Consider the following 22012-nt stretch of genomic DNA (forward strand, 5'->3'; position numbering starts at 1 on the left):
ATTATCACCGCGCGTCAGGCTTGCTTAACGCCCTCCGCGCAGGAGCGTTAGAGGAGAATACTCCCCACCAGCGCTATCAGGAACGCGATGGTGCCGAGCAGCGTTTCCATCACCGTCCAGGTTTTCAGGGTCGTTTTCTCATCCATTTCGAGGAAACGACTGACCAACCAGAAACCCGAGTCATTCACATGCGACAGCACGGTTGCACCACCCGCAATCGCCACCACGATAAAGCACAGATCGAACTGGCTGAGGCCAGGCGTCGCCGCCACCATTGGTGCCATCAAGGCAGCCGTGGTTGTCAGCGCTACAGTGGCAGACCCCTGCGCTACGCGAAGTGCCATCGATACCACAAATGCGGCAACAATGACGGGCATTCCCGTATCCGCCAGTGCGCCTGACAGCGCATTACCAATGCCGCTGGAACGCAGAACGCCACCGAACATCCCACCTGCACCCGTTACCAAAATAATGGCACAAATCGGACCTAACGCTCCGTCACAAATCTTTTCAAGATGCGCTCCACTCTTGCGACCGCTAAAGACCATCAGCGCGAAAAACACCGTAATCAATAGCGCAATCGGGGTTTTCCCCAGCATCCGCAAGAACTGAACAACACCATTATCGCCACTCACCATCCCCATAACCGTCAGCGTATTCAGGCCGGTATCGAGGAAAATCAACACCAGTGGCAGCAGCAAAATGCTCAGTACCACGGCAAAACGCGGTGGTTCAACCGTAGAATCGGTTTCAACCGCAGACAGGAAGCTCGATGGCAGCTTGATATCGAATTTTTTCCCCGCGTACAGGCCATAGAGATAACCGCCGAAATACCAGGTTGGCAGCGCAATGATGGTACCGACAATCACCAGTAATCCAATGTTAGCGCCCAATAATTCGCTCGCCGCGACCGGACCGGGATGCGGTGGAACTAAGGCGTGCATTGCCGCAAACGCACCCGCAGCAGGGAAAGCATATTTTAATGTCGAACCACCGAAGCGTTTCGCGACACTAAAAATAATCGGCAGCATCACAACCAGACCCGCGTCAAAGAAGATCGGAAAACCAAACAAGAGCGAAGCAACACCCAGCGCGAAAGGCGCACGGTGTTCACCAAATTTATTAATCAGGGTATCGGCTAAGACATTCGCCCCCCCAGTCACCTCCAACAGGCGACCAATCATGGCTCCCAGCCCCACCAGCAGCGCGACAGATGCCAACGTACTGCCGAAACCACTGAGCAGCATGGGAACCACTTTTTCATAAGGCGTTTTCGTTACCAGTGCGGTGACCACACTGACCAACGTCAGCGCCAGGAACGCATGGATTTTAAAGCGCATAATCAGTACCAGTAACAGTGCGACTGCACCAGCGGCAATGGTCAACAACACACTGGCGCTATAGGCGGAGGTGATTTCTGTCATCGTTAATAATCTCTTTAGGGCACTCGGTCTGGGTTGGCTAATTGTTTGTGAGGTGTATCACATCATCATTTGATACCGGTAACATGATACGGGTAACATGTTAAAGTATGGAACCATTAAGTATCATTTAATTTACAGTTTGGGATAGAGATCAAATTATGTCGGGTCGAAGCATTATTCTGATGGGCGTATCAGGCAGTGGAAAATCCTCAGTTGGCGCTGAACTTGGCCGCGCCATTCAGGCAAAATTTATTGACGGCGACGATCTGCATCCGCGCGCAAATATCCAGAAGATGGCCAGCGGTACGCCGTTGAATGACGACGACCGCGCACCGTGGCTGGAGCGACTGAGCGATGTTGCCTACAGCCTGGCGCACAAAAATGAGACGGGCATCATCGTCTGTTCCGCGCTGAAAAAGCGTTACCGCGACCGCCTGCGCGAAGGGAACGAAAAGATGGTGTTTCTCTATTTGAAAGGCAGCTTTGAGCTGGTTCTTGAGCGTCACAAAGCTAGAGCAGGCCACTTCATGCCGACAGATCTACTGAAAAGCCAGTTCGATGCGCTGGAAGAACCGGGCAGCGATGAACCGGATGTCCTGAAGGTCGATATTGACGGCACCCGAGAGGACGTCGTACAGCGCTGCGTTGAAGCACTGCGTGCGGCAGGCTAACGCCTCTGCTTAGAGGCTTTCACCGTCCAGCACGGTGAAACCGACATCGATTCTATCCTGTGCGACTGGCTTGCCCCGCAGACGAGCCAGCAGTTGTTCGGTGCCGACGCGCCCCATGTGTTCACGCGGCGTCAGTACGCTAGCCAGCTTCGGCACCATCGCCTGACCAATGTCGTGCCCGTGGAAACCCGCTACGCCAATGTCATCCGGCACACGCAGCTCCTGCCGCTGGCATTCGAACATCGCACCGACGGCTAAGTCGTCATTAGTGCAAAATACGCTATCGACCTGCGGGTATTCCGCCTGCGTCTGCCGCAGCAGTTCGCCACCAAGCGAATAGGAAGACGCCCGCTCGCTCATCACGCAATAGCTCTTGAGTCCGCTTTCCCACATCGCTTGCTCATAGCCTCGGCAACGCATAATCGTACGCTCATCCTGCCGTGCGCCTAGATAAACGATATGACGATGCCCCAGCACGACCATACGCAATGTCATCTGCCGCGCGGCTTCGACGTTATCAAAACCGACAGCCATATCCAGACAGGGTGAGACAGAATCCATCAACTCGACTACCGGAATGCCGGCAACGTCCAGCATCTGGCGCGTGCGCGGCGTGTGGGTACGTTCAGCCAAAATCAGCCCATCGATGTGATACGACAGCAGTGAGGTCAGACGCTGTTCTTCTCTGTCAGGATGATAGCCATAGTGCGCCAGCATAGTCTGGTAGCCGTGCGCTTCCGCCGTGCGTTCAATCCCGCGCAAGACTTCGGCGAAAACCTGATTGGTTAATGACGGCAGCAGCACGCCAATCGCCCGACTGGTGGAGCTGGCGAGCATATTCGGCGCGAGATTGGGGATATAGCCCAGCTCATCCAATGCAATAGCGATCTTTTCCTGCAACGCGGCGGACACCTGAGCGGGATTACGCAAATAACGGCTTACCGTCATTTTGGTAATCCCAACGCGGTCAGCAACGTCCTGGAGAACGGGTCTTTTTTTCTTCATCGTCGACTAAAATGCCTGAAAAACAGTAAGCTAAGTCTAACAAAAAAAGCATAAAGAAAGTAAAGGCAAAGGGGCAGAATCTGAATGATGACGTCAGGCAGTGACAAATAAAAAACCCGCGTCTTTTCCTACGCGGGCTTCTTCATTTTTCTCACTCGTCATTATACCGGCGGCAGATCAAACAGCAGGATTTCGCTGTCCTCGCTGGCGTGTACGGAGATCGCCGTTTCATCCCACACGGCAAACGCATCGCTGGTTTCCGCTTTCTGGCCGTTAATCTCTACCGTACCGCGCACCACCTGAACCCAGACGCGGCGGTCAGCCTGAATCTGATACACCGATTGCTCCTGCGCTTTCAGCGCCCAGCGCCACAGCGTCATGTCCTGAAAGACCTTCAGCGAGCCTTCACGCGCATCCGGAGACAGCACCAGTTGACGCCCTTGCAGCACATCAAAGCGTTTCTGCTCGTAGCGCGGCGTCAGACCGGTTTTTTCCGGGATAATCCAGATTTGATACAGGTGCAGTTGCTCGTCCTTGCTGGCATTGTATTCAGAATGACGAATACCCGTTCCCGCACTCATAATCTGGAATTCGCCCGCTGGCACCTGCTCTTTATTTCCCATGCTGTCCTGATGTTCAACCGCACCGGACAAAACATAGGTCAGAATTTCCATATCTTTATGTGGATGCGTACCAAAGCCCTGACCGCCTTCGATATAGTCTTCATTAATGACGCGCAGTGCCGAAAATCCCATGAAATCAGGATCGTAATAATCGGCGAATGAGAATGTGTGCCAGCTGTCGAGCCAGCCGTGATTCGCATGTCCGCGATCTTGCGCTTGACGTAAATAGATCATGTTATTTCCTCCCGCGTTTTTGATAAGGAAAGTGTAACGGGCGGTGGTAAATAAGATAGCGCAAAAAACTCATCGCTCTGTTCGAAAAATCAGAACGGGATAATGGCTGGAAAGGAATTGCAAAAAAAAAGCCAGCACCCGAGCTGGCTAAATAATACTGGAAGCAATGTGAGCAATGTCGTGCCTTCACAGGGAAGCCGGATCGTCGTGAACACCATCAATAACTAACACAGGCGCATGACATCGTTCCCCAGAATGCACAGCAATAATAATCATTATCATTCGCACTTGTAAAGTGCTTTTTGCGATAAATTCTTATTCTCAATACGGACTGCGGAACAGCCCGTTTTGCTCCCCTTTTGTTTGCTACTCTGGCTGCGCTAATGCCCTTGCCAGCAGGGTGATCGGGTGTTCACACTTTTTGCTGGTCGACATCTCAATCTGCCATTTACAGGTTTCGCAGTCCGTCACCACGATATCAACTCCGCTCTCTTCAATCTGCTGAAACAGCGGTGCACCAATACCTTGCGACGTGGCGTAATTCTCTTTCTTGAAGCCGTAGGTACCCGCAATGCCACAGCACTGGGAATCCAACATCACCAGCTCAAGACCGGGAATGCGTTGCAGCAGCGCCAGGGTATACGCCGTCCAGCCCATTCGTTCCAGATGGCAAGGCGTGTGATACGCCACCCGCAGCGGCAATTTACCCAGCGGCAGCGTTCGCCCTTCTTCTTCCAGCAGACGGTAGAGCTGACGCGTCACCAGTTCGACGCCATCGCGTACGTGACCGTTATCCACGCCCAGCAGATGTGGATACTCGTCCCGCAGCGTGAACGTACAGCTGGATGACGTCGCAACCACCGACAGGGATTTCTGATTAATCGCCTCATCCAGCGATTTGATATTCGCGTGCGCCTGCTTTCTGGCCTTGTCGTGAAAACCATTGGCGATCAGCGGCACGCCGCAGCACTTCTCTTTATTCAGCAACTGGACGCCAATACCCATCGCGTTAAAGACCTGAACCAGATCTTTACCTAGCTGTGGATGGTTGTAGTTCACATAGCAGCCGTGGAAGTAAGCGATCTGCTCATCATAGGCCTGCTGTTTTGCCGCCTGTTGGCGATACCAGCGCCGGAAGGTGCCGAACGAGTATTTCGGCAACTGGCGACGGTGGTCGATTTTCAACGCCTTATCCAGCAGTTGGCGTACCGGTTTCAGGCTAGTCGCCGTATTCACCAGAGGCGCAAACGGTGTAGCAATTGACCCCATGAAGTCGGTATGACTCAGAATCGCATCACGCAATGTCGGCTTGTGACTGCTGTGCGTGGCTTTCGCACGCTGAATAATGTCGCCAATTTTGACATCCGACGGACATGCGACTTCACAGCGTTTGCAGTTGGTGCAGTATTTCAGCGCATCATCATACAGCGCCGGATCTTTACGCCGCAGGCGTTCGCCGTCCGGGCCAGCCTGTTTCGGACCGGGATAAAGCGGATTCACGCGCGACACCGGACAGTACGTGGTACAGACCGTACACTTGATGCAATCTTCAAAACTGTTATCGCTAAGCAGGCTCATGGATTGCCCTCCTTCAAAATCTGTTCGGCAACATGAAGTGCGCTGAGCAAGGAAACCCCCGCTCCACACCCCTGCACAATGGGGTCAAAGCCTTCCAGCACCGCACCAATCGCGTACAGATTATTGACCGTTTCACCCTCAATGCGCGGATGCAGGTGTTCATTGACAATCGCACCAAATTGTAGATAAGGCTGCGGCGCAAACACATCCTGCTGGCTCCAGCCCTCGCGCTGGTCAGCAAACCGAACGTCCAGCCCAAAGACCGGTTCGGTCACGCGATCGAACTGCGTCACCAGTCCGTTACTAAAGAAGCTACCGCTCGCCAGCACCGCATGCTTCGCCCGCAGCGGAATATCACGGTGGTGGAGGCTATGGATCGCAATCTCCTGCGGCGACAGCGAGGCGCGCACCGCGCGATCGCCCGGCATCACCATGCCACCCAGTTGGCGAAAGCGCTGCGACAGTGCCTGATGCAGCCGTAATCCGAGTACTGACGGCGGTAATGTCGGTAACAGCAGTACCGGTTTCCCTAACGCATCAGCGAGTTCATTGATGATTTCAGGGCTGTCTAATCCCAGACATGCAGGCATGATGATGGCATCGTTACCGTTAGCCAGAAGCGACAGCTCTTCTACCAGCGCCGAGCGGCTTTCCGGCCGATCCAGCACGCGGGCGATATTTACCGCGCGGAATTCGCTGGGGTTCTGGCGTAGCCGATCCAGCACGGGCAGCTTGAGTTCATCGCTGCGTGCCGCAATACCCTGCGCCTGAAGCGTGCCGGACACAATACGGGACTGAAAATCCAGAAAGCCTTCGATACCGGCAATCAGCGGATTGTCGCCAAAGCGGGCATCCGGCAGACCACGCGTGACGCCATCGACCGGGCTCAGCCAGCATGAACGAAACTTACCTAACGGCGTCATGCGCCAGTGGTTCTGGTGATGACTGCCTTGCAGGGTGATATTGCTGCGTTCCAGCAGCGCCTCAACTTGTGGCAACAGGGCCGCCACTGCCGTCGCGCCCATACGGGAATAAGGATGATGAGGAGCCTGACGCGCCAACTCATCCAGCGCATCGAGCGGCTGGCTCACGGGCTGTCTGTCAGGGAGATGGGAAAGTAAATCCAGCGCACCGGAAGAAAAATGCAGCGCATTCTGCCCCGCGCTGACAATCGCACAGCGTTTTCCCTGCTCCGCTAAGCGAATGCCGCAGGTCAATCCCGCCAGCCCGCCACCGATAATCACAACGTCATAGCGCATGACGATCCTCCTGACTGTCGCTGGCCGTCAGGCCGCACAATCCCTGATAAATCCAACTGGTAAACTCGCTTTCGCGCAGCGCATTGCCCCACGCAATCGGGCGAATGCCTTTCCAGCGTTCGTTCAAAAACTGGCTGAGCTGCGTGAGCGACTGCTCCGGCGTCGCGGTACCCAAACGGCACAGCAGACCCGCCGCACGACAGGCGCACAGCTCCCCCTGACAGGTGCCCATACCCACGCGAGTGCGTCGACGTAAATCAATCAGGTTATTCACCTGCAACGACTCCACAGCGTAGCGCACTTCCCCCGCCGTCACCGCCTCACATTCACACACTAGGCTGCGATCCAGACGCTCACCGGACAGCATTCGTCCTGCTCGTTCACCGTGACGATAAATCGCCGAACCGCGCAGCGGTGCAGATAACGGTTTTGCCACAGGATAAGCAGACAGGGCGTGAGGGGCAGATTTCACTTCCTCCAGCGATTCAGAACCGGGCAGCGGCGTCTGTGCCGTCGAGCAGGCCACGTCATGACCCAGTTTTTTGCAGATGGCGTCAGTCACCCATTCCGCCATAAGGCGGTAGGTCATCAGCTTGCCGCCGGTGATGGTAATAAATCCTTCCAGCCCGTCGCGGATGGCATGGTCGAGCAGCACAATACCGCGGCTCACGCTACGCCCGCTGGGGTCACTATCGCTGGCAACCAACGGTCGGACGCCCGCATAGGCACGTAGAATGCGCGTACTCGCCAACGTCGGTGCCAGCATCGAGCCTTCCCGCATCAGCGTTTCCACCTCGGCAGGCGTCACCAGCATGTTGTCGATTTGATCGTAATCGATGTGAGTTGAGGTGGTACCAATCAGCGAAATGGTATCGCCCGGCACCAAAATGTCGGCATCCGCCGGCTTACGGCAGCGGTTGATCACCATGTTGTTAATGCGGTGTCCAAGAATCAGTAGCGCGCCTTTTGCCGGGAACATGCGCACGCGCAGATCGGCATATTCCGCAATGTGTTGCCCCCAAATACCGCCCGCGTTGACCACCACCTGTGCATAGATTTCTGTTTCTATACCTTTTTTATGGTCGAAAACGCGCACACCGGTAATACGGTCGCCCTGACGAATCAGCCCGATAACCTCATGATAGGTCAGCACTTCCGCACCGTGCTCGCAGGCATCAATCATGTTGGCCGCCGTCAGGCGAAAGGGATCGACGGAGCCATCCGGCACACGCACCGCGCCAATCAGCGCTGGGTTTGCCGCCGGTTCCAGCCGTAGCGCTTCCTGTGGATCCAACGCCTGAGCGTGAATCCCAGCCTGCTGGCAGGCGGTAATAAACTGCGCCTGCCAGCCGAGATCGTCTTCTGGCAAGGTGATAAACAGACCGTCGGTAGGCTCAATACAGTGGCGAGCAATCCGCCGGAGAATCTGGTTTTCTTCAATACATTCGCGGGCAGACTCGCCATCGGTTACCGCATAGCGGGCGCCGCTGTGTAATAAGCCGTGATTACGCCCGGTCGCCCCGGTCGCAATGTCATAACGTTCAAGCAGCAGGCAGCGCAGTCCGCGCAGAGCACAGTCTCGTGCTGTACCCGCACCCGTCGCACCACCGCCGATGACAACCACGTCAGTTTCACGCCAGTTCCCCATGTTTTTCATTCTGCTCTCACTTCAGGCGGAGGGTATACATGTTGCTATTGGGACACAGAAAGAAGGGTTAATGTTTGATAAAGAGCAAAAACGAACACTAAACGAAAATAAAGTGGGATTTAAAAACAATAAGTGTGATTTAGGTCACTAAAACCACACTGTGGAATTTTCCTATTCTGTTAACATGAGCGCAAAAATCGTCACAGTTTCATAAAAGTGTAACATTAGCGTCATGAATCACACTCATTTGCACGCTATCCCCTTACAATAACGTTCGTAATAGAACAAAAAAGCTATCGTTTTTTTTCGTATTGGAGATATCTATGCTGAGTATTTTTAGGCCCGCAGCCCACCAGCCGCGCGTGTCGCAAGAACACGTTGATCCGCTCTATCGCCGCCTGCGCTGGCAGATTTTCATGGGGATCTTTTTTGGCTACGCCGCCTACTATCTGGTGCGTAAAAACTTCGCACTCGCCATGCCTTATCTGATTGAACAGGGCTTCTCACGCGGCGATCTTGGCTTTGCGCTGTCCGGCATTTCCATCGCCTACGGCTTTTCCAAATTCATCATGGGGTCGATATCTGACCGCTCTAACCCGCGCGTGTTTCTGCCTGCGGGTCTGATTCTGTCAGGTGCGGTCATGCTGTTCATGGGCTTCGTGCCGTGGGCAACGTCCAGCATTGCGATTATGTTCGTCCTGCTGTTCCTGTGCGGATGGTTCCAGGGTATGGGTTGGCCGCCGTGCGGACGTACGATGGTTCACTGGTGGTCGCAGAAAGAACGTGGTGGCATCGTGTCCGTATGGAACTGTGCTCACAACGTCGGCGGTGGTATTCCTCCTCTGCTGTTCCTGCTGGGTATGGCCTGGTTCAACGACTGGAAAGCAGCACTCTATATGCCGGCCTTCGCCGCCATTCTGATTGCCATGATCGCTTTTGCACTGATGCGTGACACGCCGCAATCCTGTGGTCTGCCACCGATTGAAGAGTACAAAAACGATTATCCGGTTGATTACAATGAAAAAGCGGAAGAAGAACTGACGGCTAAGCAGATCTTCATGCAGTACGTTTTCCCCAACAAACTGCTGTGGTACATCGCGATCGCCAACGTCTTCGTTTACCTGCTGCGTTACGGTATCCTCGACTGGTCACCGACCTACCTGAAGGAAGTTAAACACTTCGCACTGGATAAGTCTTCCTGGGCCTATTTCTTCTACGAATATGCGGGTATTCCGGGCACGCTGCTGTGCGGCTGGATGTCCGACAAGGTCTTCAAAGGCAACCGTGGTGCAACAGGCGTGTTCTTCATGACGCTGGTGACAATAGCAACTATCGTTTACTGGATGAACCCAGCCGGTAACCCGGGTGTGGACATGGCCTGTATGATCGTCATCGGCTTCCTGATTTACGGCCCAGTCATGCTGATTGGTCTGCATGCACTGGAACTGGCACCGAAAAAAGCAGCGGGTACCGCTGCGGGCTTCACCGGCCTGTTCGGCTACCTCGGCGGTTCTGTTGCCGCTAGCGCCATCGTCGGCTACACCGTTGACTTCTTCGGTTGGGACGGCGGCTTTATAGTCATGATCGGCGGCAGCATTCTGGCTGTACTTCTGCTGGTTGTTGTTATGCTGAATGAGAAAAAGCATAAAGCAGAGTTAGCCAACCGCGCCTAACCCGCTCTTGTAAGCATCCCTCTGGCGGCGTCCTGATGACGCCGCCTTTCTCTCAACAGAAAGAGGTTTGATCGCATGAACGTTACTGTAACATCCCTACTCTCCGCCCTCGCGCTCTCCGTATCCTTTAGTGCTTTCGCTTCATCTACCGACAAAATCGTTATTGCCCACCGCGGTACCAGCGGCTATCTGCCCGAGCATACGCTTCCGGCGAAAGCGATGGCCTACGCTCAGGGGGCCGATTATCTGGAGCAAGATCTGGTGCTCACCAAAGATAACGCGCTCATTGTCCTGCATGATCACTATCTGGATCGCGTGACCGACGTGGCAGAACGCTTTCCGCAGCGCGCCCGCAAAGATGGACGCTTTTACGCCATCGATTTCACGCTGAAAGAAATCAAGTCACTGAAATTTACCGAAGGGTTCGACATCAAAGACGGCAAGCAGGTACAGAGCTACCCGAACCGTTTTCCGATGTGGAAATCCGACTTCCGTATTCATACCTTTCAGGAAGAAATTGAATTTATTCAGGGGCTGAACCACTCAACTGGCAAAAACATCGGACTCTATCCCGAAATCAAAGCGCCGTGGTTTCACCATCAGGAAGGAAAAGACATCGCGCGCGAAACGCTGGCCGTGTTGAAGCAGTATGGCTATACGAAAAAAAGCGATAAGGTCTTCCTGCAATCGTTTGATGTTGCCGAGCTAAAGCGCATCAAAACCGAATTGCAGCCGCAGATGAAGATGGATCTGAACCTGATTCAACTGATTGCCTATACCGACTGGCATGAAACCTACGAGAAGCAGGCCGATGGAACGTGGGCGAATTACCACTACGACTGGATGCAAAAGCCCGGCGCTATGCAGCAAATTGCGACCTATGCCGACGGTATTGGCCCGGACTATCACATGCTCGTCCAGAAAGGTTCGACGCCTGACAGCATCACCTTTACCGACATGGTGAAGGAAGCCCATCAGCATAAACTTCAGGTACACCCGTTTACGACAAGAGCCGACAGGCTACCGGCGTACGCCAAGGATATCGATCGTCTCTACGACATCCTCTACTATCAGGCGGATGTTGACGGCCTGTTCACCGACTTTCCCGACAAAGCGGTCGATTTCCTGAAAAAACCGCGCTGAAGCGCTAATACTGATCGCTTAAGCATGGATTTAGAGGGAAACACGATGATGATGCTCCCGCAGGGATGCCTCGCACCGTGGTCGCCCTCGGTATCTCGATCCTTAAACAATCGCTGAGGCTCAGCTTTCCCATCGGGCACGGTGTGCCCGATGATGCGTTGGCTCGATAACACATCGATTATTTCAGAAACAGTTCACGCAGGTAATTCGGCACCGCGCTGTCCGCGTTAGAGCCAATCACTTCGCGATCCGGCAGCATATCTTTCAGGCGCTGATGCGCGTTCTGCATCACACAGCCTTTTCCGGCCATCGACAGCATTTCGTAGTCGTTCATGCCATCACCAAACGCCACGCACTCTTTGAGCGAGAAGCCGATAATCTTCGCCACCTGCTCCAACGCATGGCCTTTAGACACGCCGCCCGCCATCACTTCCAGACAGGTCAGCGTCGAAAAGCTCACGTTGACGCGGTCACCCCAGCGCGCGTTGATCGCTTCTTCCAGCGGCAACAGCTGTTCATGGGAATCGCAGGTAAAGAACACTTTGCTGACGCCATCGGTTTCGAGCAGGGCAGGCTCGAACAGCTTGTATTTAAAGATCGACTCTTTGAAGAAACGTTCTTCTTCCGCACGCGGACGGTTCATAAACCACTCATCATCGCGGTAAACGTGCGTCAGCATATCGGGGTTATTGTGTACGACGCTGTAAAGGTCGCGGGCAATGTCCTGATCCAGATTGTGGCTGAAAATCAGCTCGCCCTGCGAGTTGTGCACACGCGCACCATTCGAGGTAATCATAAACGCGCTGATGCCGAGGTTATCGCGGATCTGCGCGACATCCATGTGATGCCGTCCGGTAGCGAACACAAAGTGAATCCCTTTTTCCGTCAGCAGCCTGAGGGTTTCTTTCGCATAGGGGGACAGCGAGTGGTCAGGTGACAGCAGTGTGCCATCTAAATCGGAAGCAACGACATGGTACATAGCGATGAGATCTCACTTCTGGTGTGTTGCGGCGGCACCCGCCGCAAAAAAATTAACGAAGTTGCTGGCAGCGTCCGTTGAACGGCCTGCCAGCAGGCTAAAATTAATGATAACGCGCAAAGTGCGCCAGAATCAGCGCAAATGCCTGAGCGCGGAGGTTATCCGTTTCAAAGAGAATTTCATGCCGCGCACCGTGGATAACCTGCAAAACACCGTTTGAATTGGCGTTACCGCTTTGTGCCAGTGCCTGACAAAACGCATTCTGGCTGCGGTTATCCACCACGCGCTCTTCTCCCGCCTGTAACAGCAGAAGCGGCGTGGTGACGGCGCTGGCCTGAGCCAGTAGCTGTTTCCCCGTCAGTATCGCCTCTCGCACCCAATGATAGGTGGGGCCGCCGATGCGTAAATCCGGTGAATCCGCATAAAAGCGAATACCGCGCTGGTAGCGTTCACGGCTGTGCGTCAGCACATTCATCCGGTAAGGCAAAGGACGCCATTGCCCAGTGCCGATAGCGTAGTAATCACGTATTGCTGGGCGACGCTCCGCCCAATCGACGATCCAGCCAGCAACGCAGTGAGGAAGCGGCAAACGAATACCAAACATCGGCGCGCACAGCGCCACGGCATCAAACGTTTCAGGTTGGCGGATCAAAAGCTGCGCCAGAATCGCCCCACCCATTGAATGCGCCAAGGCAAACCGGCGGGTATAGTGTTTCGGGCCAATATGCTGCTGACACAGCATTTCGGCATCATCGACATAGTCACTAAAGCGCAGCACGTGTCCACGGTGGCCGTCTTGCAATACTCGCCCCGACCGCCCTTGCCCACGGTGATCCATGATGAGCACATCATAGCCGCTATGAAAGAGATCGTAAGCCACTTCGCTATATTTGACATAGCTTTCGATACGGCCTGAAAAGACAACGACAATTTTGTCGTGCTGCGGCGCAGTAAAGCGAACGAACCGGATCGGCACATCGTCTACGCCAGAGAATTCGCCCTCTTCGCGCTGACGCCAGAAATCCAGTAATTCTCCGGTCGCAAAAGCGGCAAACTGCGCTTCTCGCGTTAACAGGTTCGAGGTTAACCATTCGGGCGTTAACCGTTCCGACGTAAACAACGTATTGTGGCGTTGAATCATCACACCCTCCGGTGACGCGGGAAAAAAAGCTAGCGGAAGAACATGACAAGCTGTGGAGCACAAGCGTATTGTGACATAAAAAACAGACAGACTCTCGTAATACAGAACGTGATTCAGGGGCATGCTTCATGACATTGGACTGGTGGTTAACTTACTTACTCACAACGCTTATTCTCAGCCTGTCGCCCGGCTCTGGTGCCATCAACACCATGAGCACCGGAATTAGCCACGGCTATCGCGGTGCGGCGGCCTCGATCTGTGGTTTACAGGTCGGGCTAGCGATTCATATCGTGTTGGTCGGCATTGGGCTAGGCGCGTTGCTTAACCAATCTGTACTGGCTTTCGATGTACTGAAATGGCTGGGCGCGGCGTATCTGATTTGGCTGGGAATTCAGCAGTGGCGCGCCGCAGGCGCACTTGACCTTCAGGCGATCGCCAGCGCTATGCCGCGTCGCAGGCTCTTTAAACGTGCGGTGCTGGTGAATCTGACCAACCCGAAAAGCATCGTGTTTCTGGCGGCGCTGTTCCCGCAATTCATTATCCCCCACCAGCCGCAGGCCGCACAGTATCTGGTATTGGGCATCACCACCGTTGTGGTCGATATCATCGTGATGATTGGCTACGCCACGCTAGCCACGCGTATCGCTGGGTGGCTGAAAGGCCCACGACAGATGAAGACACTCAACCGGATATTCGGATCGCTGTTCGTGCTGGTCGGCGCGTTACTCGCCACGGCGAGAAAGGCCTGATGAAGGCAGTGCGCCGTATCGGCTAGCGGCGCACGCCTATCGTTCAGAGGGAAAGGTTAGCGAGAGAAAATCAGGTGCAGGCCGAACCCAGTAAACAACACGCCCGCCACGCCATCCACCCATTTAGCCAAACGCTGATAGCCACGACGCATTGCCGGTAGGGCAAAAACCATCGCGACCAGGCTGAACCAGATCAGCGTTTCAATCGAGATCAGTGCGAACAAGCCCCAACGCGCGCCGCTGCCGATGCTGTCGCCAACAAACAGCGAGAACACGCTGCCGAAATAGATCAGCGCCTTCGGGTTAGCCAGATTCGTCAATAATCCACGCATGAAGGTTTTACCGCGCTGAGGCAGTACCGCCGCCGTTTCCTGCGTGGTTTCTAACTGTGCTTTATTTCGTGCGGAGCGCAGCATCTGCCAGCCCATCCAGCACAGGTACAGCCCGCCGCCGACGGTAACTGCCGTATGCAGCCAGGCCATTTTTTGCAACAGCAGATGCAGCCCCAGCAACGCGATAGCCGCCCAAACCATAACGCCCAGCGAAATACCTAACACGCCCATCATCGCTTCACGGCGGGAACGGCTGGCCGCCGTTTGTGAAACGAAAAAGAAATCCGGCCCTGGACTCATCAGCGCAATGAAATGCACCAGCGCCACCGTCATAAATAGCATCAGCATGTTGGTTTTCCTGTTTTTTTAAATGCAGTCAGACAAGACGAGCATCACTCGTCATCATTATTATCGACATGATCGCGAATCATGTTCATGAAAGGCGCACCGAAACGTTCGAGTTTACGGTGTCCAACCCCGTTGATATTCAGCAGTTCACCTGCGGTGATCGGCATCATTTCGGCCATCTCCAGCAGCGTGGCATCGCTGAACACCACGTAAGGCGGAATATTGTCTTCATCCGCGATGGATTTACGCAGTTTGCGCAATTTGGCAAACAGCTTACGATCGTAATTTCCACCGTACGATTTTTGATTGGCGCGGGGCTTCAGGTTAATCACACGCGGCACGGCCAGTTGTAGCGGCATTTCTCCCCGCAGTACCGGACGCGCAGATTCGGTAAGCTGTACAGCAGAATGCATTGTAATGTTCTGGTTCAGCAAGCCCAGATGAATCAGCTGGCGCAGCACGCTGACCCAGTGTTCCTGCGATTTCTCTTTACCAATACCGTAAACCGGCAGTTTGTCATGGCCGAAGTCACGGATACGCTGGTTATTCGCCCCGCGCAGCACCTCAACGATATACCCTAAACCAAAACGCTGCCCAACGCGGTATACGCAGGAGAGCGCTTTTTGCGCATCTACCAGCCCGTCATAGCGCTTCGGCGGATCGAGACAAATATCGCAGTTGCCGCAGGCCTGTTGACGTCCTTCACCGAAATAATTCAGCAACACCAGACGCCGGCAGGTTTGCGCTTCGGCAAATGCGCCCATCGCATTGAGCTTATGACGCTCGATATCCAACTGCGGCCCAGCCGATTTTTCTTCCAGACAACGACGCAGCCACGCCATATCCGCTGGGTCGTAGAACAGCGCAGCTTCGGCGGCGAGGCCGTCACGTCCAGCTCGCCCCGTTTCCTGATAGTAGGATTCGATGTTGCGCGGAATATCAAAATGCACCACGAACCGAACGTTAGGCTTGTTGATACCCATACCAAACGCCACAGTCGCCACGACTACTTGGAGATCGTCACGCAGGAACGCTTCCTGCACCTGTGCACGTCGTTCGTTATCCAATCCAGCGTGGTAAGCCCCTGCACTCAACCCACGCGCCTGCAAACGCGCGCTAATGTCCTCCACGCGGGAACGGCTATTGCAGTAGATGATGCCACTTTTTCCACGCTGCGCCTGCACGAACATCCAGAGCTGGTCGAGCGGCTTGAACTTTTCCACCAGCGTGTAGCGAATATTCGGGCGGTCAAAGCTGCTGATCTGAATCAGCGGCGACTGGAGATCCAACAGGCGAACGATATCGTTACGCGTGGCCTCGTCGGCGGTAGCGGTCAACGCAATAAAAGGAAGATGAGGGAAGCGCTGTTTAATCTGCCCCAGCGTCCGGTATTCGGGGCGGAAATCGTGTCCCCATTGAGAAATGCAGTGCGCTTCATCCACCGCGATCAGGGAAATCTGCCAATGGGCAAGATGATCGAGGAAGCTGTCCGTCGTCAGACGTTCCGGCGCAATATAAAGCAGCTTGATATGACCAGTACGACAACCTGCCATCACCTCAAGCTGCTGCTCGCGCGTCTGCGTCGAATTAAGGCAAGCGGCGGAGACACCATAGGCCTGAAGCTGATCGACCTGATCTTTCATCAGAGAAATCAACGGGGACACCACCAGCGTCAGCCCGTCCATCACCAGCGCGGGGATTTGATAGCACAGCGATTTGCCGCCGCCTGTCGGCATGATAACCAGACAATCTTGCCCACTGAGCGTCGCGCTGATAATTTCCTGCTGACCCGGTCGGAATTGCTGGTAGCCGAACGTGTCCCGCAGAACCTGAACCGCCAGCGCTTCCTTATTCAATACTTCCGCCGTAGACACGCCTTCCCCAATTCAATGAAATCAAACAGGCGCTATTTTCAGCGCCGTTGGGTAAAACTGCAATCGTTAGTTTGGTAAAACGACAGGGCTAAAGCGGTAATCGCTAAAACCCCGATCGCGAAAACATGGTCGTTAGAACATGTCGTTCAGCGTCACACCAACGCCAAAGCGGGTCTGGCGGTGGTTGTAATCAATCAGGGATTCGCCGTAGCCGCTAAACACCTTGGTGTAGAAACGGACATGACGCGTCAGCGGGTAACTCCAACCCAGTTCACCGCCACCGTAGCCGCTATTCCAGTTATAGCGCCCTTCTGCGCTAAACACGCTGTCGCCCCACACATAGCCGACGCGCAAACGGTAATGGCCCATGTATTTGGTGATATCTGGATTGTCATCCTGACTGTCGGAGAAACGCACCCACGGCTTCACATCAACCTGCCAGTTGCCGTTCTGCGCCATCAGGCGGACATAAGCGCGGTTCCAGCTACGCGACGTCGGGTCAGAGCGGCCATTAGACTGGTGATTAAAGCCCGTTTCCACATCCCGCAGCGTCCAGCCTGCTAATGTGTAGTTCGTTGCCCAGCCCAAAAAGACCTGTGGCTCATAGTTGGTTTCACGGAACGGAGAAGACTCGCTCTTATTAGACAACTGCCACCACGAGCGCTGCGTATAGGAAGCCCCCAGTAACGAGTTATCACCCAGAATGCCACGCCAGATCGGGAATCCCAGACTCAACTGGTAATGCACTTCATCTTTACGTGCTTCATCGCCCCAGTTATAGCTCTGTATCGCCGTTTTATTGATGTTGCTGGTATAGGTATACAGTATGTAGTTGCTCTCGTAAGGATAGAGAACAAACGGGGTGTTGTGCTCTTCTAACAAGCTGGCAATAATGCTGCCACGTACCGCAGGTTGATTTGGCGCAGGTGCGTTTGTTGTGTCTTCGGCATGAGCCTGTGCTGTCAGTAATACTGCCAGTACGAATCCGATTTTATGCATTCATTTTCTCCGACATGTTTTTCTCCAGCATGCTTTTATCCAAATAAAATCTTTTATCTAAATAAACTCATTTATCTAAATAGTGATAAGCCTTCCCCACTCAAGCCCGCCATTCTACACAGTTCAGCGACGTTTGAATTATCGTTCTCCCGTTTCTCTGCCTTTTCTGGAAAGAAACAAAATCAACGCACAAAACAAACAATCACATAACCTTACCGCATCAAATCAACTACATTTAACAAGTCTCTCTCACCCAAACAGGAAACCACTATGGCTGACATTCCATCGTTTCACGGAACCACACTAACCAGAGAGACCGTGCGCCAGCTCGTTGGGGAGATTTTCATTTACAAAATGCCCTTCAACATTGAGCTGGGCCTTGAGTTACAGCAATTTGAAGCCGACAAAGCCGTCTTGACGTTCGCCCGGCAAGAGAAGCTCATCGGCAACGCAGCACAAAAAATCCTGCATGGCGGCGTGATTGCTGCCGGGCTGGACGTGGCTGCAGGACTGGTCTGCGTCGGCAACACGCTGCTGCGCCATGAGACGATCAGCGATCAGGAGTTTCATCATCGGCTCGCCCGCATGGGAACGATTGATATGCGGGTAGATTATCTGCGTCCGGGCTATGGAGAACACTTCACCATTACCAGCACGCTGCTGCGCGGCGGCAATAAAATCGCCGTTGCACGCGCCGAATTGCATAACGAACAGGGTTCACATCTCGCCAGCGCCACCGCAACCTATATTGTCGGGTAACCTTTACGTTAGAAAAAATTGTCATCAACACTTTACGTGAAAGCGCTCACCGTTTTGGGTAGACTTAGCGTTTTCCCGCCGTCCTTATCGAGTCACCCATGAACGCGCAACAAACCCGTGAGGGGATCTTTTTCGCCCTCGCCGCGTATTTCATTTGGGGAATTGCTCCCGTTTACTTCAAGCTGCTTGAGCACGTTCCGCCCAATGAAATACTGACGCACCGTATTATCTGGTCATTCTTCTTTATGCTGATCCTGCTGACCATCGGTCGGAAGTGGCGTCAGGTGAGCCTAGCCTGCCGCAACGTCAAGCATCTGTTTCTGTTGGCATTAACGGCGGTGCTTATCGGCGGAAACTGGCTGTTGTATATCTGGGCAGTCAACAACCATCACATGCTGGAAGCCAGTCTGGGGTATTTTATCAACCCGCTGGTCAACGTCATGTTAGGCATGATCTTTCTGGGCGAACGCTTTCGCCGCCTGCAATGGCTGGCCGTGCTGCTTGCCGTGACTGGCGTACTGGTTCAGCTGTGGACGTTTGGATCGTTGCCGATTATCGCGCTAGGGCTGGCATTCAGCTTCGCGTTATACGGCTTGCTGCGTAAGAAGATTGGCATCGACGGGCAAACCGGCATGCTGATCGAAACGCTGTGGCTGCTGCCAGTAGCCGTCATTTATCTGTTTTTCATTGCCGACACGCCAAGCAGCCACCTGACAGCCAACCCTTGGTCGCTGAATCTGCTGCTGCTCTCGGCAGGCATCGTCACCACGGTACCACTATTGTTCTTTACCTCGGCAGCGATGCGTCTGCGCCTGTCGACGCTCGGCTTTTTCCAGTACCTCGGCCCTACCATCATGTTTATGCTGGCAGTGGTGTTCTACGGTGAAGCGTTTAGCAGCGACAAACTGGTGACGTTTGGCTTTATCTGGGGTGCGCTGGCGCTGTTTATTCTGGATGCGCTTTATACGCAGCGTAAGCTACGTCGCACGCCAGCTACAACGTCCCTGCCTCAACACGACGGGAAATAAAGCGCGATAAGATCGGGCTGAACAACAGCGTCGAAAACAGCCGCAGCGTCTGCATGGCGATGACAAACGCCATATCGACCCGACTGCCTGCGGCGATAATCGCAATCGAATCCAGCCCGCCGGGGCTGGTCGCCAGAAAGGCGGTCAGCATATCCACCGGCATCATTTTCGTCACCATCCACGCCATTCCACCGCACAGCAGCATCAATCCGACTATCGACGCCATCATGTGCGGCAGCGTGCGTATCGCCAGTAAAAAGATGGGGCGAGTAAAGCATAGCCCGACACTCCAGCCGATAAAGGCATAGGCCAACGCCAGCAGCCACTCCGGGGTTTGCAGCTGCAAGGTGCCGCTGGCATGCAGCATCGAGCCGATAATCATTGGCCCTAACAGCGCACCGGATGGAATGCGCAAACGTCTTCCCAGCCAGGCGCTGCCAAATGCCACGCCGAGCGTTGCCAGAAAGCGCCAGTCCAGTGCGGGAAACCAGACCAGCATCGCGCTGTTTTCCGCCGCCTCGTCGCCCAAACTCAGGCGCGCCACAAACGCAGCTGAAGCGGTGACCATCAATACGCGTAAATATTGCATGAAGGCGACCAACCGCACGTCCGCACCGAACTCTCCGGCCATCGCGACCATCGCAGACGCACCGCCCGGCGATGCCCCCCAGGTTCCGGTCGTTCCGGGCAGCTCGCTAAATTTGACCAGTAACCAGCCAGATAGCCCGCTGGCAGCCAGCGTCGCGAGCAGAATGAACAGCACCAGCGGCCATTCGCTCATCAGCGGTTTCAGGATGGAAAATGATAGGCTTTGTGCAACCAGACAGCCCAGAACGGCATTGCTGCCAGCAAAGCAGACGGGCGGGATGCGAATCGTCGCACCGTTTAACCCCATGACGACGCCGACCATCATCGGCCCCAGCAACAGCGCGGCAGGAACGTGGTAAACCTGTAACCCAAACCCCAGAATTAATGAGACCGACAGCAGGATTCCCCATTGCACCCACGGTGACATCCCTTTCATGCACACGACCCTTGTTTAGGAATAAAGAGTAAAAATAGAAAGCAAGAACAGAAAAGCAGTCCACCATTCCATACTCTAAATAATTCGAGTTTCAGGACAAAAACGGCAAGGCGTTTTTGAACAGCGCTTGCGCTGATCCCGAAGGGGTGAGGCCATAAGGCCGAATAACGCGGCAAGCGAAGGACAAATTCGTCGGGAACGAATTTGACCAGCCAACGGCTGGCCTTCGGTGAGAGACAGGATGTCTCTCCCTCATCCCGATGAGCTTACTCACGTAAGTGATTCGGGTGACTGAACGCAGCCAACGCACATGCAACTTGAAGTATGACGAGTATAAACAGAATAGTTGGAGAATAAACAGAAATAGTAAGGTCGTAAACTATCAAGTAGGAAAGGAATTTTGCATTGAAGGGAAGAAACGCGATGCGCCTGATGGTCAATCCCATCAGGCGCATTCGGACAGGTTTAGAGCCAGTTCTTACGTTTGAAGTAGAGGTACGGCGCCAGTCCAGCGAGAATCATCAGCACAATCGCGCCCGGATAGCCAAACGACCACTTCAGTTCTGGCATAAATTCAAAGTTCATCCCGTAGCTGGACGCCACCAGCGTCGGTGGCAGGAACACCACGGAGACCACCGAGAAGATCTTGATAATCCGGCTCTGTTCGATATTGATGAAGCCCATCGCCGCCTGCATCAGGAAGTTAACCTTCTGGAACAGGGATTCGTTGTGCGGCAACAGAGATTCGATATCGCGTAAGATTTCACGCGCCTGTTCCAACTGACCGGATGGCAGGCGGGCTTTACGCACCAGGAAGTTCAGCGCACGTTGGGTATCCATCAGACACAGGCGAACTTTCCAGCCCACATCTTCCTGTTCCGCCAACGTGGACAACGCATCGTCGTACTCTTCGCCTTGACGCCCTTCCATAATGATGCGGCTCAGCGATTCCAGATCGCTGTAGATATTCTCGATTTCGTCCGCCAGTTGCTCAATTTTAGTTTCAAAGAGGTCGAGCAGCAGTTCGTAAGCATTACCGTCTACCAGAGTTTGGTTACGGGCGCGCATGCGGTACAGGCGGAACGCAGGGAGTTCACGCTCGCGTAACGTGTACAAGCGACCATCGCGAATGGTAAATGCCACGGTCGAATTACCCGCGTGATCGTCAGCATCTTCAAAAAAGAAAAAGGAGTGGATGTGCAGGCCGTCTTCATCTTCAAAAAAACGTGCCGACGCTTCAATGTCTTCCAGTTCCGGGCGGGTTGCCAGGCTTTGTCCCAGTTCGTTTTGTACTTTTTCACGCTCATCGTCTTCCGGCTCGATCAAATCGACCCAAACTGACGTGGTGAGATCATCGGAGTCATCCAGTTCCAGACGAGATAAACGGCAATTATCCAGTTTAAATGCGCTCAGCATGGGCCATAGCTCCCCTTTCAGTAGCAGAGATGGACAACGCGATTGAAGCACAGAAACAAAGGTGAGGTGTCACCAGCAGGTTTCAGTCCGTTCGACGGATCTGAC

The 22012-nt window shown here is 54.1% G+C and carries 19 protein-coding genes; 6 read left to right on the forward strand and 13 right to left on the reverse strand.

What is annotated here, in order from left to right:
• Window positions 1-47 precede the first annotated feature (47 nt).
• The gene (locus tag JFY74_19370; GenBank protein QQG28185.1) at window positions 48-1424 is read right to left on the reverse strand and encodes a GntP family permease; all 1377 of its coding nucleotides are present in this window, start codon (window positions 1422-1424) and stop codon (window positions 48-50) included.
• 158 nt (window positions 1425-1582) lie between these two features.
• On the opposite strand from JFY74_19370, the gene JFY74_19375 reads away from it, so the two are divergent.
• Window positions 1583-2095, forward strand: coding sequence for a gluconokinase (locus JFY74_19375; GenBank protein ID QQG28186.1), 513 nt, complete (start codon window positions 1583-1585; stop codon window positions 2093-2095).
• A gap of 9 nt (window positions 2096-2104) precedes the next feature.
• Here JFY74_19375 and gntR read toward each other — a convergent pair whose 3' ends face one another.
• The 5 genes from gntR to glpA all read right to left on the reverse strand — a co-directional run bounded on the left by gntR (window position 2105) and on the right by glpA (window position 8451).
• Entirely contained in the window at window positions 2105-3100 is a 996-nt protein-coding gene (gntR, locus tag JFY74_19380) for a gluconate operon transcriptional repressor GntR (protein QQG28187.1), read from the reverse strand.
• A 161-nt stretch (window positions 3101-3261) separates the two neighbouring features.
• Entirely contained in the window at window positions 3262-3957 is a 696-nt protein-coding gene (locus JFY74_19385; GenBank protein ID QQG28188.1) for a pirin family protein, read from the reverse strand.
• Between the two features lie 366 nt (window positions 3958-4323).
• A complete protein-coding gene (gene glpC, locus JFY74_19390) occupies window positions 4324-5535 on the reverse strand; it encodes an anaerobic glycerol-3-phosphate dehydrogenase subunit C (protein QQG28189.1) in 1212 nt (403 codons plus the stop codon).
• Window positions 5532-6794 (reverse strand): glycerol-3-phosphate dehydrogenase subunit GlpB, encoded by a 1263-nt coding sequence (gene glpB / locus JFY74_19395; protein ID QQG28190.1) that lies wholly within the window; start codon window positions 6792-6794, stop codon window positions 5532-5534. The genes glpC and glpB overlap by 4 nt, the downstream gene beginning before the upstream one ends.
• Window positions 6784-8451, reverse strand: coding sequence for an anaerobic glycerol-3-phosphate dehydrogenase subunit A (gene glpA / locus JFY74_19400; GenBank protein ID QQG28191.1), 1668 nt, complete (start codon window positions 8449-8451; stop codon window positions 6784-6786). Before glpA ends, glpB begins: the two co-directional genes overlap by 11 nt.
• A 314-nt stretch (window positions 8452-8765) precedes the next feature.
• Here glpA and glpT point away from each other — a divergent pair, with 314 nt between their 5' ends.
• Both glpT and glpQ read left to right on the forward strand, forming a co-directional pair.
• A complete protein-coding gene (gene glpT, locus JFY74_19405) occupies window positions 8766-10115 on the forward strand; it encodes a glycerol-3-phosphate transporter (protein QQG28192.1) in 1350 nt (449 codons plus the stop codon).
• 75 nt (window positions 10116-10190) lie between these two features.
• Complete coding sequence (gene glpQ, locus JFY74_19410) at window positions 10191-11258, forward strand: glycerophosphodiester phosphodiesterase (GenBank protein QQG28193.1); 1068 nt, start codon at window positions 10191-10193, stop codon at window positions 11256-11258.
• A gap of 178 nt (window positions 11259-11436) precedes the next feature.
• On the opposite strand, the gene yigL is transcribed toward glpQ, so the two are convergent.
• Together yigL and pldB are read right to left on the reverse strand one after the other, a co-directional pair.
• On the reverse strand, window positions 11437-12237 hold the full coding sequence (gene yigL, locus JFY74_19415) for a sugar/pyridoxal phosphate phosphatase YigL (protein QQG28194.1): 801 nt from the start codon (window positions 12235-12237) through the stop codon (window positions 11437-11439).
• A 103-nt stretch (window positions 12238-12340) separates the two neighbouring features.
• Entirely contained in the window at window positions 12341-13378 is a 1038-nt protein-coding gene (gene pldB, locus JFY74_19420; GenBank protein QQG28195.1) for a lysophospholipase L2, read from the reverse strand.
• A gap of 128 nt (window positions 13379-13506) precedes the next feature.
• On the opposite strand from pldB, the gene rhtB reads away from it, so the two are divergent.
• The gene (gene rhtB / locus JFY74_19425; protein ID QQG28196.1) at window positions 13507-14127 is read left to right on the forward strand and encodes a homoserine/homoserine lactone efflux protein; all 621 of its coding nucleotides are present in this window, start codon (window positions 13507-13509) and stop codon (window positions 14125-14127) included.
• A 56-nt stretch (window positions 14128-14183) separates the two neighbouring features.
• Here rhtB and rhtC read toward each other — a convergent pair whose 3' ends face one another.
• The 3 genes from rhtC to pldA all read right to left on the reverse strand — a co-directional run bounded on the left by rhtC (window position 14184) and on the right by pldA (window position 17680).
• Window positions 14184-14807 (reverse strand): threonine export protein RhtC, encoded by a 624-nt coding sequence (gene rhtC / locus JFY74_19430; GenBank protein ID QQG28197.1) that lies wholly within the window; start codon window positions 14805-14807, stop codon window positions 14184-14186.
• A gap of 44 nt (window positions 14808-14851) precedes the next feature.
• Window positions 14852-16681 (reverse strand): ATP-dependent DNA helicase RecQ, encoded by a 1830-nt coding sequence (gene recQ, locus JFY74_19435; protein QQG28198.1) that lies wholly within the window; start codon window positions 16679-16681, stop codon window positions 14852-14854.
• Between the two features lie 132 nt (window positions 16682-16813).
• Window positions 16814-17680, reverse strand: a complete 867-nt coding sequence (gene pldA / locus JFY74_19440) for a phospholipase A (GenBank protein ID QQG28199.1) — start codon at window positions 17678-17680, stop codon at window positions 16814-16816.
• 270 nt (window positions 17681-17950) lie between these two features.
• Here pldA and JFY74_19445 point away from each other — a divergent pair, with 270 nt between their 5' ends.
• Both JFY74_19445 and rarD read left to right on the forward strand, forming a co-directional pair.
• Window positions 17951-18439: a thioesterase family protein gene (locus JFY74_19445; protein QQG28200.1), complete on the forward strand. Its 489-nt coding sequence runs from the start codon at window positions 17951-17953 to the stop codon at window positions 18437-18439.
• A gap of 98 nt (window positions 18440-18537) precedes the next feature.
• Window positions 18538-19467 carry an EamA family transporter RarD gene (rarD, locus tag JFY74_19450; protein ID QQG28201.1) on the forward strand — a complete coding sequence of 310 codons (930 nt, stop codon included), beginning with the start codon at window positions 18538-18540 and terminating at the stop codon, window positions 19465-19467.
• On the opposite strand, the gene JFY74_19455 is transcribed toward rarD, so the two are convergent.
• Together JFY74_19455 and corA are read right to left on the reverse strand one after the other, a co-directional pair.
• Window positions 19433-20491 (reverse strand): AbrB family transcriptional regulator, encoded by a 1059-nt coding sequence (locus JFY74_19455; GenBank protein QQG28202.1) that lies wholly within the window; start codon window positions 20489-20491, stop codon window positions 19433-19435. The two genes, rarD and JFY74_19455, sit on opposite strands and share 35 nt — an antisense overlap.
• A gap of 465 nt (window positions 20492-20956) precedes the next feature.
• Window positions 20957-21907 (reverse strand): magnesium/cobalt transporter CorA, encoded by a 951-nt coding sequence (gene corA, locus JFY74_19460; GenBank protein QQG28203.1) that lies wholly within the window; start codon window positions 21905-21907, stop codon window positions 20957-20959.
• Window positions 21908-22012: the final 105 nt, after the last annotated feature.

Source organism: Pectobacterium carotovorum (genome assembly GCA_016415585.1).
In the GTDB taxonomy this organism is placed as follows: Bacteria; Pseudomonadota; Gammaproteobacteria; order Enterobacterales; family Enterobacteriaceae; genus Pectobacterium; species Pectobacterium carotovorum_K.

Excerpts from the sequence above, each read along its gene's own strand:
- pldB (QQG28195.1), bottom strand. The coding sequence starts at position 13,378 with ATGATTCAACGCCACAATACGTTGTTTACGTCGGAACGGTTAACGCCC.
- JFY74_19445 (QQG28200.1), top strand. The coding sequence starts at position 17,951 with ATGGCTGACATTCCATCGTTTCACGGAACCACACTAACCAGAGAGACC.
- rhtC (QQG28197.1), bottom strand. The coding sequence starts at position 14,807 with ATGCTGATGCTATTTATGACGGTGGCGCTGGTGCATTTCATTGCGCTG.
- glpA (QQG28191.1), bottom strand. The coding sequence starts at position 8,451 with ATGAAAAACATGGGGAACTGGCGTGAAACTGACGTGGTTGTCATCGGC.
- glpT (QQG28192.1), top strand. The coding sequence starts at position 8,766 with ATGCTGAGTATTTTTAGGCCCGCAGCCCACCAGCCGCGCGTGTCGCAA.
- rhtB (QQG28196.1), top strand. The coding sequence starts at position 13,507 with ATGACATTGGACTGGTGGTTAACTTACTTACTCACAACGCTTATTCTC.
- rarD (QQG28201.1), top strand. The coding sequence starts at position 18,538 with ATGAACGCGCAACAAACCCGTGAGGGGATCTTTTTCGCCCTCGCCGCG.
- pldA (QQG28199.1), bottom strand. The coding sequence starts at position 17,680 with ATGCATAAAATCGGATTCGTACTGGCAGTATTACTGACAGCACAGGCT.
- glpQ (QQG28193.1), top strand. The coding sequence starts at position 10,191 with ATGAACGTTACTGTAACATCCCTACTCTCCGCCCTCGCGCTCTCCGTA.
- glpC (QQG28189.1), bottom strand. The coding sequence starts at position 5,535 with ATGAGCCTGCTTAGCGATAACAGTTTTGAAGATTGCATCAAGTGTACG.
- gntR (QQG28187.1), bottom strand. The coding sequence starts at position 3,100 with ATGAAGAAAAAAAGACCCGTTCTCCAGGACGTTGCTGACCGCGTTGGG.
- JFY74_19375 (QQG28186.1), top strand. The coding sequence starts at position 1,583 with ATGTCGGGTCGAAGCATTATTCTGATGGGCGTATCAGGCAGTGGAAAA.
- yigL (QQG28194.1), bottom strand. The coding sequence starts at position 12,237 with ATGTACCATGTCGTTGCTTCCGATTTAGATGGCACACTGCTGTCACCT.
- corA (QQG28203.1), bottom strand. The coding sequence starts at position 21,907 with ATGCTGAGCGCATTTAAACTGGATAATTGCCGTTTATCTCGTCTGGAA.
- JFY74_19455 (QQG28202.1), bottom strand. The coding sequence starts at position 20,491 with ATGAAAGGGATGTCACCGTGGGTGCAATGGGGAATCCTGCTGTCGGTC.
- JFY74_19370 (QQG28185.1), bottom strand. The coding sequence starts at position 1,424 with ATGACAGAAATCACCTCCGCCTATAGCGCCAGTGTGTTGTTGACCATT.
- glpB (QQG28190.1), bottom strand. The coding sequence starts at position 6,794 with ATGCGCTATGACGTTGTGATTATCGGTGGCGGGCTGGCGGGATTGACC.
- JFY74_19385 (QQG28188.1), bottom strand. The coding sequence starts at position 3,957 with ATGATCTATTTACGTCAAGCGCAAGATCGCGGACATGCGAATCACGGC.